At 61.8% G+C, this 15,648-nt stretch carries 11 protein-coding genes and 1 pseudogene; 1 reads left to right on the forward strand and 11 read right to left on the reverse strand.

All coding sequences use genetic code 11. The features are described 5' to 3' along the window. Both ACQKP2_RS08700 and ACQKP2_RS08705 read right to left on the reverse strand, forming a co-directional pair. Positions 1–318: hypothetical protein (locus tag ACQKP2_RS08700; RefSeq protein WP_427575863.1), on the reverse strand; the 318-nt coding region annotated here is incomplete at its 3' end. Next, on the reverse strand, positions 305–991 hold the full coding sequence (locus ACQKP2_RS08705; protein ID WP_427575864.1) for a TetR/AcrR family transcriptional regulator: 687 nt from the start codon (positions 989–991) through the stop codon (positions 305–307). The genes ACQKP2_RS08700 and ACQKP2_RS08705, both read right to left, overlap by 14 nt. Positions 992–1,182: 191 nt before the next feature. Here ACQKP2_RS08705 and ACQKP2_RS08710 point away from each other — a divergent pair, with 191 nt between their 5' ends. After that, positions 1,183–3,900 (forward strand): LuxR C-terminal-related transcriptional regulator, encoded by a 2,718-nt coding sequence (locus tag ACQKP2_RS08710; RefSeq protein ID WP_427575865.1) that lies wholly within the window; start codon positions 1,183–1,185, stop codon positions 3,898–3,900. Between the two features lie 71 nt (positions 3,901–3,971). Here ACQKP2_RS08710 and ACQKP2_RS08715 read toward each other — a convergent pair whose 3' ends face one another. The 9 genes and pseudogenes from ACQKP2_RS08715 to ACQKP2_RS08755 form a co-directional block, all read right to left on the reverse strand. Beyond that, positions 3,972–5,102 carry a CaiB/BaiF CoA transferase family protein gene (locus ACQKP2_RS08715; protein ID WP_427575866.1) on the reverse strand — a complete coding sequence of 377 codons (1,131 nt, stop codon included), beginning with the start codon at positions 5,100–5,102 and terminating at the stop codon, positions 3,972–3,974. 27 nt (positions 5,103–5,129) lie between these two features. Then, entirely contained in the window at positions 5,130–5,942 is an 813-nt protein-coding gene (locus tag ACQKP2_RS08720) for an HpcH/HpaI aldolase/citrate lyase family protein (protein WP_427575867.1), read from the reverse strand. Between the two features lie 22 nt (positions 5,943–5,964). Beyond that, positions 5,965–7,170, reverse strand: a complete 1,206-nt coding sequence (locus ACQKP2_RS08725; RefSeq protein WP_427575868.1) for a CaiB/BaiF CoA transferase family protein — start codon at positions 7,168–7,170, stop codon at positions 5,965–5,967. Positions 7,171–7,174: 4 nt separating this feature from the next. Beyond that, positions 7,175–8,527, reverse strand: a complete 1,353-nt coding sequence (locus ACQKP2_RS08730; RefSeq protein WP_427575869.1) for an MmgE/PrpD family protein — start codon at positions 8,525–8,527, stop codon at positions 7,175–7,177. 10 nt (positions 8,528–8,537) lie between these two features. Continuing rightward, positions 8,538–9,704 carry an acyl-CoA dehydrogenase family protein gene (locus ACQKP2_RS08735; protein WP_427575870.1) on the reverse strand — a complete coding sequence of 389 codons (1,167 nt, stop codon included), beginning with the start codon at positions 9,702–9,704 and terminating at the stop codon, positions 8,538–8,540. 47 nt (positions 9,705–9,751) lie between these two features. Beyond that, positions 9,752–10,579: an FAS1-like dehydratase domain-containing protein gene (locus ACQKP2_RS08740; RefSeq protein WP_427575871.1), complete on the reverse strand. Its 828-nt coding sequence runs from the start codon at positions 10,577–10,579 to the stop codon at positions 9,752–9,754. A gap of 41 nt (positions 10,580–10,620) precedes the next feature. Then, a pseudogene (locus ACQKP2_RS08745) lies at positions 10,621–10,809 on the reverse strand (response regulator transcription factor); the annotation flags it as partial. Positions 10,810–12,259: 1,450 nt separating this feature from the next. Next, positions 12,260–13,627, reverse strand: a complete 1,368-nt coding sequence (locus ACQKP2_RS08750; RefSeq protein WP_427575872.1) for a DUF1329 domain-containing protein — start codon at positions 13,625–13,627, stop codon at positions 12,260–12,262. A 19-nt stretch (positions 13,628–13,646) separates the two neighbouring features. Further along, positions 13,647–15,488: a DUF1302 domain-containing protein gene (locus ACQKP2_RS08755; protein ID WP_427575873.1), complete on the reverse strand. Its 1,842-nt coding sequence runs from the start codon at positions 15,486–15,488 to the stop codon at positions 13,647–13,649. Positions 15,489–15,648: the final 160 nt, after the last annotated feature.

Below are 15,648 nucleotides of genomic sequence, written 5' to 3' on the forward strand. Positions count from 1 at the left end.
GAGCAGGCTGCTGACAAAGGGCATGCGCTCGCGCCGCGCCTGTTGCACGTCGCGCTGTTTTACCGAGATACGCTGCTCGTGCCACCAGCACAGCATGCCGGCAGGCACCCCCAGGCTGGCCTGGATCGATTCGTGACGTTGTTCATGCACGACATTATCGATGAACGCCGGATTGGGCAGCCCGATGATCCGGCCTACCTCCAGCAAACCATCGAGCGCCGCATCCAGAGAGCGATGGTTCTGCACGTGACCGAACACCTCGATGACCCGTTTGATCATCGGTGCCTGGTTGCTTTGAACCGTGTCAATCGATGACATGAGTCGTACCTTGCCGTCTCCCGCTACCAGGGGCCTTTGCGGCAGGTGCGGCAAAGGCCATGTCGATCAGGCACAGCAGTTGCTCCTGGATCGCGCCAAGGGCGGCTTCGTCGGGTTTGAGCAAATGCTGCAACATGACGCCACGCATCACCCCCAGGATCAGTGCCGCAGCGGCCGGCGCAGTGATGTCCGAACGCATGTCCCCGCTGGCCATTCCTGTTTCGATGAGTCGGGTCAGATACTCGATATTGCCATGGGTGTGTTGGACCAGTATTTCCCGGCATTCGCCCTCTTGCGTCACGGCCTCGGACAACAGCGCGAGCAATGCGCGGTTATTGGTCCAGCTGTCGGCCGACCCGGAAAAATATGCCTGGATAATGCCCTTCAGCGTGACCTCGCCTTCTCGTCGCCGCGACATCGCCTTCAGATCAGCAGCGAAACAGGTATTGACGTAAGCCGCCAAGGCGCGCAACAAACCGGCCTTGTTGCCAAAGTGATGCGCCGCCAGCCCCCGGCTGTAACCCGCCGCTTCGCCGACTTCGGCCAGTGTCATGCCCGTCCAGCCCTTTTCGGCGACGATGGCCCGGGCCGCGTGCAGCAAACGTGATTCGGCATCGGCACGGCGTTCCAGCTGGGTACGGCGTGTATGGGTTTGGGCTTTACCTTCTTGCATCTGATGTGCCTTCACTGATTGCATCGTCCATGGACATGTCGCGAATGCCTGAAGCGTCATCGCGGCGCAGCACTGTGCTTGATTGAGTGGGTACTGGATGCTAGGTTATTTACTTGCTGACCGACAAGCAAGTTTGATTAGCCTTGAACCGTCACTTTCAGCCCCCTAATTCCGCTCGTACTGGATGTCACATGAACCGCGATCGCGGGCACCACCCTTCAGGTGCCGACGCCACAATCAGGATTCTCAGGACAAAACTGCAACCGCCCGTCGCCAGTGCCAATCATCTTCAGCGCACGGACTTGCTGGACACCATCGACCATGCCGATGCGCCGCGCCTGGTGCTGATCCGGGCTCCGGGCGGTTTTGGCAAGACGACCTTGATGCAGCAGTACCGCACCCTGTGCACGTCCCGGCAACGCCGAGTGATCTGGCTCAGTCTGGATGTGACCGACAACGATCTGGAACGCTTCGTCGGTCATCTCTGGGCCGGTTTCGGTGGCGAGGAAGCCGCCGTCGATGGCCTCGCCCGCAACAGTACCGAGCGGGCCCTGAACCTGCTGGATTTTGTGGCCGATCTGGATCGGCCTTTCTCGATCCTGCTGGATGAGTTCGAGGCCATTCACAGCCCGCCGGTGCTCGACTTTGTCCAGCAACTGCTCGATGCCCTGCCGGCGCAGGGTTTGCTGATGATGGCGTCGCGGACCACGCCGGATATCGGTCTGGGGCGCATCAGGGCGCGTGGACAATTGCTGGAAATCAAACCCGGCTCCCTGCGGTTTTCCCTTGAAGAAGCCACCGCCTTCATCCGCGACAAGCACCAGCTGCCCCTTCGCGACAACGAAATCGCGACCCTGTACCGCTGCACCGAGGGTTGGGCTGCCGCGATCTTCCTGGCCACCCTGTCGTTACACAGCCGAACCGATCATGCGTCGTTCGTTGCCACGTTTTCAGGCTCCAACCTGGAACTGGCCGAATACCTGACCGAAGACATCCTCGTTCACCAGAGTGAGTCTTGCCGGCAGTTCCTGCTGCAAACCAGCGTATTGCCACAGCTTTCGGCCCCCCTGTGCGATGCCGTCACCGGTCGCCAGGACAGCCAGCAGATGATCGATTTCCTGGAAAAAGCCAACCTTTTCCTCTTTCCCCTCGATGGCGAACGTCACTGGTATCGCTATCACAGCCTGTTTGCCAGTTTTCTGCGCGATGCCCTGGAGCGGCAGCAACCGGGACAGGCCCGGGTGCTGCAACGCAAGGCTGCCGACTGGTACCTGACGCAAGGTCGGCCGGTTCCAGCCATTGAACTGTTACTCGGCGCCGGTGCCGAGCCCGAGGCCGTTGCCCACATTGCCGCCAACGCCAACGATCTGATGGAAGCGGGCCGCGCCCGTCTGATGTTGCGCTGGCTGGAATGCATCTCTCCCAAGGCCCTCGATGACCATCCACACCTGACCTTGACCTATGCCTGGGCCCTGGCGCTGTGCCGGCGCTTCAACGAAGCCATCGACGTCATCGACCTGTTCCTTGGGAGCGAGTCCAGGGACAATCAGCAGCAACAATGCGCCCTGGAGGCGGAAACCATTCGCTGCATGCTGCTGGCGATGACCGGTCGGGTCGAAGAGTGTTGCAGTGCCGGCCTGGTCCAGATCGATCGGTTATCGGCCGAGCAATCGTTCCAGTACGGCGTCATTACCAACTCGCTGGCTTACAGTCTGATTTGCACCGACCGCTACGACGAGGCCAGGCGTATTCTGTCCCGGGCGATTCGGCTGACGTCCAGCGAGCCGTCGAATTTCATGCGCTGCATTGCCGACTGCATCGAAAGCATCATCGATCTGGTACAGGGCCGTCTGGGCAATGCACTGGCCCGGCTGCAGGATTCCCGTGAACGGCATTGGGATGGTTCCACAGGCGAAATCGTGGCCGGCAAGCCTTCGATCAACAGCACCCTGGCCCAGGCCCTGTATGAGATCGATGCGACGGATGAGGCTGAACGTACCCTGCTCGAGGCGTTGCCCTACAGTCGCAACAATGGCGCACCCGATGCCCTGATCGCCAACCACGTACTGATTTCGCGCCTGGCCTATGAACATGGCGACAAGGAAGGGTGGCAACGCTATCTGGCGGAACTGGAGCACAGCGGGCGGCAAATCGCTGCATCCCGGGCCATTTGCTGCGCCTGGCTGGAGCGTGCCCGTGTCGCGACCCTGGAAGGTCGCCTGGAGAACGCCGAGCAGGACCTGCGAAACGCCGAGCTGCAGGGTGACTGGGAGCGTCCGGGCATTTCCATGCACACCACCGACGTCGACACACCCTCCATAGCTCGCCTGCGCTTGCAGATTGCCCAAGGCAACCACGCTGATGCCGCCCCGGCGTTGGCGCAGGCCATCGACACGGCCCAGGCGCAACAGCGCTATCGACGGGTGCTCAAGCTCAGGTTATTGCATGCCATGGCGTTGGACGGCCAGGGCGAGGAAAAAGCCGCGTTCGAGGAACTGACCCAAGCATTGCGCTTCGCCAGTCACGAGGGCTTCCTGCGCACCTTCATCGATGAAGGCCCCAGACTTGCCGATCTGCTGCATCGCTGGCATGCCGCGCTGCACAACCGCGTGGCTGCGAACGGCATAAACATGGGCTTTCTGACCACGTTGCTCGAACGATGTAAGCGACCGCAGGTTGAACACCCGTTGGCGCATGCTGCGGGCAATGACATCGAGATTCTCACGAGCCGTGAGATCCAGGTGCTCCAGTTGCTGGCCGCCGGGCTTCGTAATCGCGTGATCGCCGAAAGAATGTTCCTGTCCGAATTCACGATCAAATCGCACTTGCGCAACATCAACGCCAAGCTGGGCGCCCAGGGACGTACCGAGGCGGTGGCGATTGCGCGGCAAAAGGGATTGCTCGATTAGAACCTACGGCGCCCGGACGAACTGGCGCCGCCAAACAGCCGTCCCGGTCGACGGCTGTTTGATCGTGCAAGTCAGGCGATGGCGCCACTGGCCTTCAGCTGGGCAATCTCCCCCTCCCCCAAACCAAGATCGCGCAACACACTGAGCGTATGTTCACCGGGTTGGGGAACGGCACCGGCACGGGCCGGCGTTCGGCTGAAGCGTGGCGCGGGCGCCGGGCATGGCGCGCCGTTGACGTCAATGAAGTTCTTGCGTGCCACATGATGCGGGTGACGGACCACTTCGTCGAAGTCCAGAACCGGTGCGACACAGGCATCCGTACCTTCGAGCAACGCTGCCCATTCATCACGGGTGCGTGTGAGAAACAGCGCCTCCAGCTGACTGCGCATGACTGGCCACGCCTCCCTGTTCCATTGCTCGGAAAATTCCGCGACGGGGAGCTCGCACAATTCCAGCAACAGTTTGTAGAACTGGGGCTCCATGGGACCTACAGAGAGGTATTTGCCATCGGCGCAGGTGTAGCAGCCATAGAAATGGGCACCACCGTCAAGCATGTTGGCCTGGCGTTCGTGTCGCCATTTTCCGCTGGCGAGCAAGGAATGGTACAGGGTGGTGAGCAACGACGTTCCGTCACAGATGGCCGCGTCGATGACCTGCCCCTTGCCTGACTGGCGGGTTTCATGCAAAGCACTGACGATGCCGAGTGCCAGCATCATCGCCCCGCCCCCCATGTCGCCCGCCAGATGTAACGGTGGTGTCGGTGCCCGGTCGGCATGCCCCATCGAATGCAGGGCGCCGGTCAGGGCGATGTAGTTGATGTCGTGGCCCGCCGCCAGCGCCAAGGGTCCATCCTGGCCCCACCCGGTCATGCGGCCATAAATCAGTCGCGGATTGGTCCTCAGACAAACATCAGGACCCAGCCCGAGACGTTCCATGACCCCTGGACGAAAGCCCTCGATCAGAACATCCACCTGTTCGACCAGCTTGAGCAGCACTTCATTGGCGCCTGTTCGCTTGGGATCGAGGGCAATGCTCTTGCGCCCCCGGTCGACCATCGACCCACCGCCGCCCATTGCACCCGGCACCAGTCGATCAACCCGAATCACCTCGGCGCCCATATCGGCCAACAGCATGGCGCAAAAAGGTGCCGGGCCGATGCCGGCCATTTCCAGTACTTTGAGTCCTTGTAACGGTCCTGCCATTTTGTTGTTTCCCATGTTGTTCAAGGGTTATTGATGGCTGTCCAGCAACCGGCGAGCACGGCTCAGCACCGGCGCATCGACCATTTGCCCATCGACCTGAAAGGCCGCCAACCCCGAGCCTGCGGCAGCCAGAACCTTGCGCGCCCACTCGAGTTCGGCATCGCTGGGCGCCAATGCCCCATGGATGACGGCGACCTGTTTCGGGTGGATGCACAGGGCACCGCCAAAGCCCATGTCGCGTGCCCGATTCATGGCCAGGCGCAGCCCCTCGATGTCCTCAAAAGCAGGAAAAACGCTGTCCAGCGGTGCGACCAGATGATTGGCCCGCGAGTGCAGCAAAACCGCGATCCGTGCCTGATCAAGCACGGTTTCGGCTGCCTGGCTGCCGCTGTTCAGGCCCAGGTCGAGCCCCAGATCCAGAGCGCCGAACGTCAGGCGCTCGACGCCGGGCGAGGCGGCAATTTCAGCCAGGGCGAGCAAGCCCCGGGCACTTTCAATGATCGGCCAGACCAATTTGCCGGTGGCAGCGGACCGGGCCAGTTGTGCGGCGCTTTCGGCCTTGGGCAACAGGATGCCGGCGACTGCCGGTTGATCCCGGCAGAAGTCCAGGTCGGCGGCGTGTTCGGCATGATCGGCGGCATTGATGCGCACCAGGACCTGTACGTCGTGCTCGGCCAGGAACTGACCAAGTAACTGTCGTGCGTGCCGTTTGAGAGACGCTTCGACGGCATCCTCGAAATCGACGATGACCACATCGGCGCCACTGGCCAAGGCCTTGGAAAAACGTTCGGGGCGACTTCCGGGTACGAACAGCGCCGAACGGGCGTTTGCAAAAGCCATGCTGGCTCCTCGATGGAAAAGTTTAAACGGCACCGACTTCGTGCAGGCGCTTGATATCGCTCACGGCATAGCCCAGTTCGGTCAGGAGCGCCGTGGTGTGTTGCCCCAGCGCGGGGACGCCATCCATGCGTGGCTCGAAGGCGTTGTTGCGTCCCGGAGGCAGCAGGGCCGGCAACTTGCCCACCGGGCTGTCGATCTCACGCCAACGGTCGCGGGCCCTGAGCTGGGGATGGGCCCAGACACCCGCCATGTCGTTGACCTGGGCGTTGGCGATGTGTGCCGCATCCAGACGGGCGATCACTTGCCCGGCCTCGAGGTCCGCAAAGGCTTCGATGATGGTTGCGCGCAATGCATCCCGATGGCTGACACGCTGGCTGGTACTGCCGAAACGTGCATCGTCCAGCAGTTCGGGGCGTTGCAGCACCTGCTTGCAGAACAGCGTCCATTCACGGTCGTTCTGCACCCCGAGCATTACCGTGCCGCCATCCCCGGTGGGAAACGGGCCGTAGGGGTAAATGGTCGCGTGAGAGGCTCCGGCGCGCGCCGGTGGCGTGGCCCCGTCAAAGGCGTAGTACATCGGGAAGTTCATCCACTCGACCATGCTTTCGAGCATCGAAACGTCGATACGACTGCCCTGCCCGGTCTTGTTGCGCAACAGCAGGCCCGAAAGGATGCCGGTGTAGGCATACATCCCCGCCGAGATGTCGGCGATGGAACAACCGGCCTTGGCCATCTGGTCCTCACCGGCTCCACCGGTCACCGACAGAAAGCCGCTTTCACTCTGGATCAGCAGGTCGTAGGCCTTCTTGTCCTGGTAGGGTCCGCCTTCGCCGTAGCCGGAAATATCACAGACGATCAAACGCGGAAAACGCTCGTGCAATGCATCGAACCCCAACCCCATGCGTGCGGCGGCGCCCGGCGCGAGGTTTTGCACCAGCACGTCGGCCTGGCCGAGCAATTGTTCGAGCACTGCCCGTGCCTCGTTCTGCTTGAGGTCCAGCGTCAGGCTTTCCTTGGAGCGGTTGGTCCAGACGAAGTGTGAGGCCAGGCCACGGGTGCGTTCATCGTAGCCGCGCGCGAAATCCCCCGAGCCCGGGCGTTCGACCTTGATCACCCGGGCCCCCATGTCCGCCAATTGACGGGTACAGAATGGTGCGGCAATCGCATGCTCCAGGCTGATCACGGTAATGCCGTCCAGCGGCCGTGGTGTATGAGCCATGTCATTCATGGGCTTACTCCGTCAAACCACTGAGGTCGGCCGTACCGCGCAATTTCCACACCCGATCGATCAACAGGCTGGCACGGCGGGTGTCGCTATCGCCGGCAAATGCCAGCAAACGCTGAAACTTGTCCTCCAGCTCCGCACGGGACAAGGTATTGCCCGGATCGCCCTTGGGTTCGTCGATGGCCGCGCTCAGCCCCCGGCCATCGGTGGTCTGTACATCGACCCGGCCCAGCCAGCGCCGGGGATAGGCATCGTCGACTTCGCCATCGAGTTGCATGCGGGTCTTTTCACGCACCGCGGCGACATCGGCGTCGGTCAAGGCCAGTTCATGAAACTCGGGCAACCCGGCCTTGCCGTGCACGGCGATCAGGCCCAGCACGGCGCCCATGGAGAACTTGGCCTGATGCACGGTTTGCGGCACATCGACCCGGCCAAGTACATCGATGGCGGCCTGATGCACGCGGGTGGTGATCGCGCTGATCTGTTGATGCTCAAGCCCCTCGCGTTGCATCAACGCCAACAACGCGTCGGCGGCCGGGTGGGTATGCCGGCACGAAGCGTGGAACTTGAACGAGGTCTCAAGCAATGCCCAACGACTGCCCAGACGATCGGACAGGCAGGCCGGCCGGGCATCGCTGGACATGCCGGCGGCCATGCCCTGCTCACCTTCGAGGATGTTGCGCGCCCCGGTCAGGCCGTCGGCAGTCAAATAGGCCGCCAGCAAGCCATCGGCGGCAGCCTTGGCCGTATGCAATTGCTTGGAATCCGCGGCATCGCGCAAAAACTCCCACAGGCCGGAGGCCTGGGTGCCGGCACTGCCGAGCAGGTTGATGAACTGTTCCTGGTCGAAATCCATCAGTTTGCCGACCGCGACGGCTGCCGCCAGGGTGCCGACGGTGGCCGTGGTATGGAAAATGCGGTAGTGCGACCGGCCCAGGAACTCACCGATACGAATGCCTGCCTCGTAGCCGGCCACCGAGGCCAGCAACAGCTGTTGACCGCTCTTGCCAAGGTCCTGTGCGGCGGCCAGCACCGCCGGGAACACCACCGTGGCAGGATGCAGCACGGAGCTGTTGTGCAAGTCGTCCTGCTCCACCAGGTGCGAGGCCGCGGCGTTGACCAATGCGGCGAAATACGCCGACGTCCGCCGGCCACTCAGCACAATGCTGGCACGACCCTCCTGCGGCCCCATTAACTGGGCGTAACGTTCGAACAACGGAATCGGATGGGCGCCACGGCTGGCCAGGGCCGAGCCCAGCCAGTCCAGGAACAGGTCCTCAGTGCGCGCCAACACTGCTTCAGGCAGGTCGTCGTAGCGCAATTGCGCCAGGAATGTCGCCAATGCATGGGTATGGTTCATTCGGGCGTCCTCAGAAGCTGCGCGGCAATTCGAGCAGGTGCTCGGCCACGTAGGAAAGAATCAGGTTGGTGGAGATCGGCGCCACCTGGTACAGGCGGGTCTCGCGGAACTTGCGCTCCACGTCGTATTCGCAGGCAAAACCAAAGCCGCCATGGGTTTGCAGGCACGCGTTGGCCGCTTCCCAGGACGCCTTGGCCGCCAGGTACTTGGCCATGTTGGCGCTCGCACCGGCATTGCGGCCGGTGTCGTACTCCTCGCAGGCGCGCCAGCGCATCAGGTCCGCCGCCTCGATCTCGATATGGCCTTCGGCTATCGGGAACTGCACGCCTTGGTTCTGCCCGATCGGTCGACCGAACACCACGCGGTCACGGGCATAGGCAGCGGCCTTCTCAATAAACCAGCGACCGTCACCGATGCACTCGGCTGCGATCAGGGTGCGTTCGGCATTCAGGCCATCGAGGATGTACCGGAAGCCTTTGCCCTCCTCGCCAATCAGGCTCGACGCGGGAATCTGCAGGTTGTCGAAGAACAGTTCGTTGGTCTCGTGGTTGACCATGTTGGCGATCGGCTGCACGGTCAGGCCGTTGCCGATGGCCTCGCGCAAATCCACCAGAAAGATCGACATGCCCTCGGTCTTTTTCTTCACCTCGGCAAGGGGAGTCGTGCGGGCCAACAGAATCATCAGGTCCGAATGCTGGATGCGCGAAATCCAGACTTTTTGCCCGTTGATGACGTACTTGTCGCCCACGCGCACCGCCGTGGTCTTGATCTTCGTGGTGTCGGTTCCCGTGCTCGGCTCGGTCACGCCCATCGATTGCAGGCGCAGTTCACCGCTGGCCAGCCTCGGCAGGTAAAGGCGCTTCTGTTCTTCGCTGCCATGACGCAGCAGCGTGAACATGTTGTACATCTGCCCGTGCACGGTGCCGGAGTTGCCGCCGCAGCGGTTCACTTCCTCGAGGATCACCGAGGCTTCGGTCAGCCCCAGGCCCGAGCCTCCGTATTCGAGCGGAATCATTGCCGACAGCCATCCGGCCTGGGTCATCGCCTCGACGAACGCCTCGGGAAAGCCCTTCTCTTCGTCGATTTTGCGCCAGTAGGCGGCGTCGAAGTTGGCGCACAGGGCGCGAACGCCCTCGCGGATGGCCATGATTTCTTGTTCTTGTGCAGAAGACAGCATGTTTACAACTCCCAACGGCGGCCCATTGGCCGGGTGTGTTCGAAAACTCAGTCGAAATGGATTTCACTGCTTTGCGCCAGACCGCTCTCGTCGCCGGCCCAGGTTTGCGCGACACCGGGTTCGCTGATGCGACCACCGACCTCAAAGCAATGGGGCGCAATCAGCGGACGCATGCCGCGAAAGGCGAAATGGCGAAGATGTGCCGTGGGGTTGGCACGGCAAAAGGCACCCACGGTCAGGGTCGCAATCAACGGCCCCTGCACGACCAATCCCGGATAGCCCTCCACTTGCGTGGCATAAGGCAGGTCGTAGTGGATGCGATGTGCGTTGCAGGTCACCGCCGAGTAGCGGAACAGCAACACCGCCGTAGGCTCGACCGCCGCGCGCCAGTGGCCGCTGGTCAAAGGCTGCGCACTGGTCAACTTCGCTGGCGAGGGTTCACGGTAGACAATGTCCTGCTCTTCCCGGATCGCCACGCGCCCTTGCTGGCGGTACTCGTGCCGGACGGTCACGAACAGCAATGAGCCAGATGTTCCGGTCTTTTCTTCGACCTTGAGGACGCTCGAAGCACGAGTGGCTTCGATGCCAATGCGCAACGGTTCGAGGAAGGTCACCCGGCCGCCCGCCCACATACGGCTGCGGCCGGCCGGAGGCGCAAGGAATGCACCGACCACCGGATGTCCGTCCGGTCCCAGGCACCACTCCTCAGTCGCGCTCTGGAAAAACGCCCAATGCCAGAGTGCCGGCAAGGCTGCGCCCTGTTCGGGTGCCGGTGTGCCCAGGGTCGCAGCCACCCGTGACACATGGCTCTGGTCCAGCAGGTCGTAGACCTCTTCGGTTCGCCCTAACCAGGCAGCACGGGTGAAGTCATCCATAAAACGGCTCTCTTGTTGTGGGGTTCGTAAGGGCAAGCCACTCATTGCAACAGCCCCATGGATTGGGCGCGCATCACCGCGCGGGTGCGCCCGCTGACGCCCAACTTGTCGTTGATGGCTCGGGCGTGGCTCTTGACGGTGTTGAGGGAAATGAACAGCCGGCTGGCAATCTCTTTGTTGGACAGGCCTTCAGCCAGTAACGCGAGCACGGCCCTTTCCCGCAGCGTCAGTTCGTACTCCAGACTTTCGAGCACCGGCGCTCGAGGCTTGATACAACCGGCCTGTCGTTGCGCAGTGTCCGAATGCACGCCAACGGACACGCCCTGTTCGACAGCGTGCATCTCCCCGGCAAACAGCTCTCGCCGCTGTGCCTGGGCGTGATCCGTGCCACGCCTCCAGGCCAGCAACGCGGTCAGGTTGCGTACATCGATCAGCGCTTGCAGACCGAGCTCTTCCAGGTAAGTAGCCGCGATATCAGGTCGGTCCGCCGCCATTGCCAGTTCGATTGCCGCACTGGTCTGTCCCAGGTCACGGTAGAGGCGACAGGCACGAAGCCGCAGCAGCTTCAAGGCGCTGCTGCCGAGCTTGTCCGACAAGGCCCGTGCTACGGCAGGCAGCAGCGTGAACCATCCCGGCTCGCCGTCGATTTCGAGGAAAAAGGAATGGTTTGCCTGCAAACGCTTGAACAAGCGACCGCCCTGCTGCCCCTCCCACAGCTGTTCGCAGAACTGCATCGAGCATTTGGGCAGTTGGGCCAGCTCGACAAGCGTCATGCGCTCATGCAAGTCCAACCGGCACAGCCACTCCCGAGTCAGATAATCACTGATCCAGAAATCCGCGCAGTCCGGGTCATCCGGGGTTTGGCCGGCAGCCTCAAGCATCAGCCGCGCACCCGCACACCAGCCGCGGGTGTGTTGCCAGAATGTCTGCATAGGCGTCGTCGATGCCTGAGGCTGCAGGCGCGATTGCAGTACGCCCTGCTCCTGTTCGGAAAACGCCAGGCAAGTGGCGTCCATCTCAAGCAAATCGTCGCTGAGCAGCAGACGCGGCAGATTCCAGTCGGGCCGTTGCCTGCAGGTGACATAGAGCTGCAACTGCCCTCGCGGGTGATCCAGTAAACGGTCGATCAGCCCGTCCAATTCACTGCAGTGTCCCGGCGCGAAATCGTCCAGCACCAGATGCAGTGTTGTGCTGCGCTGACACAACAGTCGCCGCAACGACTCCTCGCTTTGCAGCGCATTCGGCGCCAGATCCATGGCCGATGCGAGCCGGGCCAGAAACTGATGGACTGTCAACGGCAGGCCCTCCAGCTCCAGCCAGACCATTTGAAGGTCCGACGAGTGGGCGAAGTACTCCGCCAGCAATGCGCTCTTGCCATACCCCGCCGGCGCCCGAAGCAGGACGAGGCGTTTGGCCTGGGCGCCGAGGCGCTCGATCAGCCGTGGGCGTGGTACATGCACACCGGTCAATTCGGGTGGGGTGAAAGGTGCTTCCAGGGTGAAGGCCCTGTCGACATGGATCGATAACATGGCGCAGATCTCTGACGGTTGCTCGACGGCATTGGCTGCACGTGTGCGAGTCGGTAGTAGAGATATACGCAAGGGGAAATCGCTTCGTAGAGCCTGATCGGACACTTACTGATCATCCCCGGCGACAGGGGCCGGGGATGATCGGCAAGACTCAGCGTACGCCCGCGTTGCGCAGGGCCGCCGGGGTGAAGTCGGACATTTTCGGGGTGGTGTTATAGGCCACCGCATTCTTCGATTCGTTGCTCAGGCCCTGGACGATGTAGCGCCCGGCAATCAGGTCGTACAGGGAGAAACCGGCGTAGTTGGCGATGCCTTCCTTGTAGTCGTTGATGGCGAAACCTTCACCGACACGCCACAGTTGCCCGCGCCCGTCATAGTGATCGATCTCCACGGCAGTCCAGGTGTCTTCATCGAAGTACATCGTGCGCTTGGCGTAGACATGCCGCTCGCCCGGCTTGAGCGTCGCCTCGACCACCCACACACGGTGCAGTTCATAGCGCACCAGATCCTGATTGATGTGCCCCGGTTTGATGATGTCGGCGTACTTGAGCGACGGCGAGTACAGCTTGTAGTTGTTGTACGGGATGTAGACTTCCTTCTTGCCGACCAATTTCCACTGGTAGCGGTCCGGAGAGCCGTTGTACATGTCGGCATTGTCGGAGGTGCGCATGCCGTCGGCGGCGGTACCCGGCCCGTCATACGCCACCTGCGGGGCACGCCGCACGCGGCGCTGCCCTGCGTTGTACTGCCAGGCCATGCGCGGTTCCTTGACCTGGTCGATGGTTTCATGAACCAGCAGAACGTTGCCGGCCAGGCGCGACGGTGCCGTCACTTCCTGCTTGTAGTAAAAGAGCACGTTGGAGGTTTTATCCGCCTCTGCGTCCTTCATGTACTGGGGGAACGCCACGTCGTCCACGACTTCGACGATGTTGTAGTCGCCATTGGTCTGGGGCACGGCCTGCGCCAGGTCACGGTGCAGGTTCTTGCCGCGGTAGCGCGTCATGTGGTTCCACACCACTTCCACGCCCGACTTGGGAATCGGGAAGGCATAGAAGCGCGACTCGAAATTGCTCAGGTCGTTACCGTCGTTTTCAGGCTTGGTATTGAGTGCACTCTTTTTCGCCAGGTCGTAGATTTCCTGGGGGCTGGAGGCGGTGCGGTGGGTCTGATACACCGGGATCCTGTAGCTGTCGGGATAACGCTTGAACATTGCCAACTGACCTTCGGTCAGCTTGTCCTTGTACTGCCCGGCAGTCGCGGCAGTGATGGTGAACAGGGGCTTTTCGGCGGCAAACGGGTTGCCCAGGAAACCGGCACTGTCGATCGGTGCGGCATTGGCCTTCAACCCGCCGGTCCAGGCCGGTATGGAGCCATCGGCATTACCGGCCTTTTCCCCGCCCAACGGGGTCAGGGTGTTGCCCAGTTTGTCCGCTTCCTGGGGGGATACGGCGGCCATGACACCGGTGGCCAGCAGTGAAAGTGCTAATGCACCGGTACGCATCATTGTTGTTATTTTCATGTTGTTGTCCTCTTCAAAATCAGAAGTTCACGCCGAAACTCAACGCGACATAGTCACGGTCAACGTTGGTGTTGAAATCGCCACCGAAGAAGTCCGTGTAACTGAGGCTCGCGGTGTAGGTGTTCTGATAATCGGCGTCGACACCGACGCTGACAGCCTTGGTGCCTTCCTCGAAGTTCGGGCCAAAACCTTGCACGTCGTGGGACCAGGCCAGGTTCGGCGACAGGTTGATGCCGGCGAAGACGTTCGGATAGTCGAGCTTGGCGCGGGCACGGTAGCCCCAGCTATTGCTGGTGTAGAAGCCATCGTCGTTGCATTCCTGGGCCGGGTTGCTGGCCGCCGCCGTACCCACGCCAGTGCCTCGACAAGCGGCCGCGCCGGCGGCGCCCGGCAACTCGCCGGAGCCGTAGACAGGGCTGCGTCCAAACCGCAAGTCGGTGCCATCGGCCTTGCCCAGACCATTGATGTGGTTGTAGCCGACCTCACCCACCAGGGTCAGGCGGCTGGCGCCCCAGACCTGGTCGAAAAACCGCGTAGCGGTGACTTGAGCCTGGGTCACCGGCATACGTTTGTAGCCATTGACCACGGCACCCAGGTTGCGCCCGGCAAAACCGGTGGTCATCAAGGGCGACGTGGCGGTGAAGGTCGCCGCCGACAGCAGATCCGTGCTGTTGATCTGCAGCGGCATGTTGGGCCGGTAGCTGACTTCACCGCCCAACGAAGTACTTCCCGCGGTGGTCTGGAAACTCAGGCCGTAAAGACGAATGTCCTCGGGGTAGTCGATGAAGTAATTCGAGCTGCGCAGCCCGGCGAAGGGATTGGCGGCCGTGGCCGGGGTCGTGTTCTGCGTCAGACTCAGGAACGGTGCACGACTGTGGTAGTTCATGGCATACGCACCGAACTCGGTGTCGTTGAGCTCGGGCACGAACCAACGCAGCGCCAGCCCGTACTGACCGCCGTCACGGGCGTCGTTATCCTTGGCCCGGGGGAAATACCCGTCATCGAGTCCGGCGGCAACGGCAGCCGCGCCACCGGTATTTTTCGCCACCCCCGGGGCAAGGTCCCGGCCCGCCGCCACCAGGCGGTCATTACAGCCTTGGGCAACCACATCATTGCCGAAGAATGTGCCGCAGTTATCGACGACCGATTTTTCCCACTCAAGCTGATAGAAACCTTCGACGGTGACGTTTTCGCTCAACCCCTGGGACAGGTAGAACATGTTGACCGGGATCAGCCCCTCCTTCACTTCGGCGCCGGGGCGACGCAAGGCCGCGACGTCGATGGGGTTGATGGAGTTGATCGAGTTGCCGATGAAGGTGCTTTCGCCCCAGCTCACCACCTGCTTGCCCAGACGCACATTGCCCGGACGCTCGCCGAGGTTGTAGTTGTGGTAGACGAACGAGTCGAGAAACATCGCGCCCTTGGAGCGAGCGGCCTCGTCGCGCCCCTTGTCGGAGATGTCATAGAAATGCTGATGGCCATCTTCCTGTTCAAAGTCGTACCAGTACTTGCCCCGCACAAAGGCGCCGCTGTCGCCGTACTTCAGCTCCAGGTCGTGGGTGCCCTTGAAGATGGTCGAGAAGTTCTCCCCGGCCTTGAAGTTCAGGCGGTTGTCATCGGCGGTGCGGGTGGAGGAACTCGCGCCCTGGACACCCTGGCTGTTGAAGTTGGAAATGAATTTCTTGTCCGGCCCGGTGGTCGACCAACTGCCCCCGATGGACAACGACGAGTCGAACTGCCCCTCCAGCTCCCCGATATTGAAACCCACGGCCTGAGCCTGGCCGACAATGCCCAATGCAATGCCAACGGCCAGGGCATGGGGCAGGAAAGGTCCGATTTTTGTTGTTGTTATTGGTGTCATGGAGCGCTCCAGCAAAACTGAACTTGAGTGGAGTCGCAATCCTATTGAGTGGCAGGAGGGTTCATAACTGCCCGAATGGGCGATTTTTCCTCACCCCTTTGGAGGGCATGAAGTAACGGGATGGGTTGGTCATCCGACGCCTCGTTCTGACAAACTCTCT

The organism is Pseudomonas sp. NPDC089569, from assembly GCF_050280625.1.
Taxonomy (GTDB): Bacteria; Pseudomonadota; Gammaproteobacteria; order Pseudomonadales; family Pseudomonadaceae; genus Aquipseudomonas.

Coding starts and splice junctions, on each gene's coding strand:
- ACQKP2_RS08705 (WP_427575864.1), bottom strand. CDS start 991: ATGCAAGAAGGTAAAGCCCAAACCCATACACGCCGTACCCAGCTGGAA.
- ACQKP2_RS08710 (WP_427575865.1), top strand. CDS start 1,183: ATGAACCGCGATCGCGGGCACCACCCTTCAGGTGCCGACGCCACAATC.
- ACQKP2_RS08715 (WP_427575866.1), bottom strand. CDS start 5,102: ATGGCAGGACCGTTACAAGGACTCAAAGTACTGGAAATGGCCGGCATC.
- ACQKP2_RS08720 (WP_427575867.1), bottom strand. CDS start 5,942: ATGGCTTTTGCAAACGCCCGTTCGGCGCTGTTCGTACCCGGAAGTCGC.
- ACQKP2_RS08725 (WP_427575868.1), bottom strand. CDS start 7,170: ATGAATGACATGGCTCATACACCACGGCCGCTGGACGGCATTACCGTG.
- ACQKP2_RS08730 (WP_427575869.1), bottom strand. CDS start 8,527: ATGAACCATACCCATGCATTGGCGACATTCCTGGCGCAATTGCGCTAC.
- ACQKP2_RS08735 (WP_427575870.1), bottom strand. CDS start 9,704: ATGCTGTCTTCTGCACAAGAACAAGAAATCATGGCCATCCGCGAGGGC.
- ACQKP2_RS08740 (WP_427575871.1), bottom strand. CDS start 10,579: ATGGATGACTTCACCCGTGCTGCCTGGTTAGGGCGAACCGAAGAGGTC.
- ACQKP2_RS08750 (WP_427575872.1), bottom strand. CDS start 13,627: ATGAAAATAACAACAATGATGCGTACCGGTGCATTAGCACTTTCACTG.
- ACQKP2_RS08755 (WP_427575873.1), bottom strand. CDS start 15,488: ATGACACCAATAACAACAACAAAAATCGGACCTTTCCTGCCCCATGCC.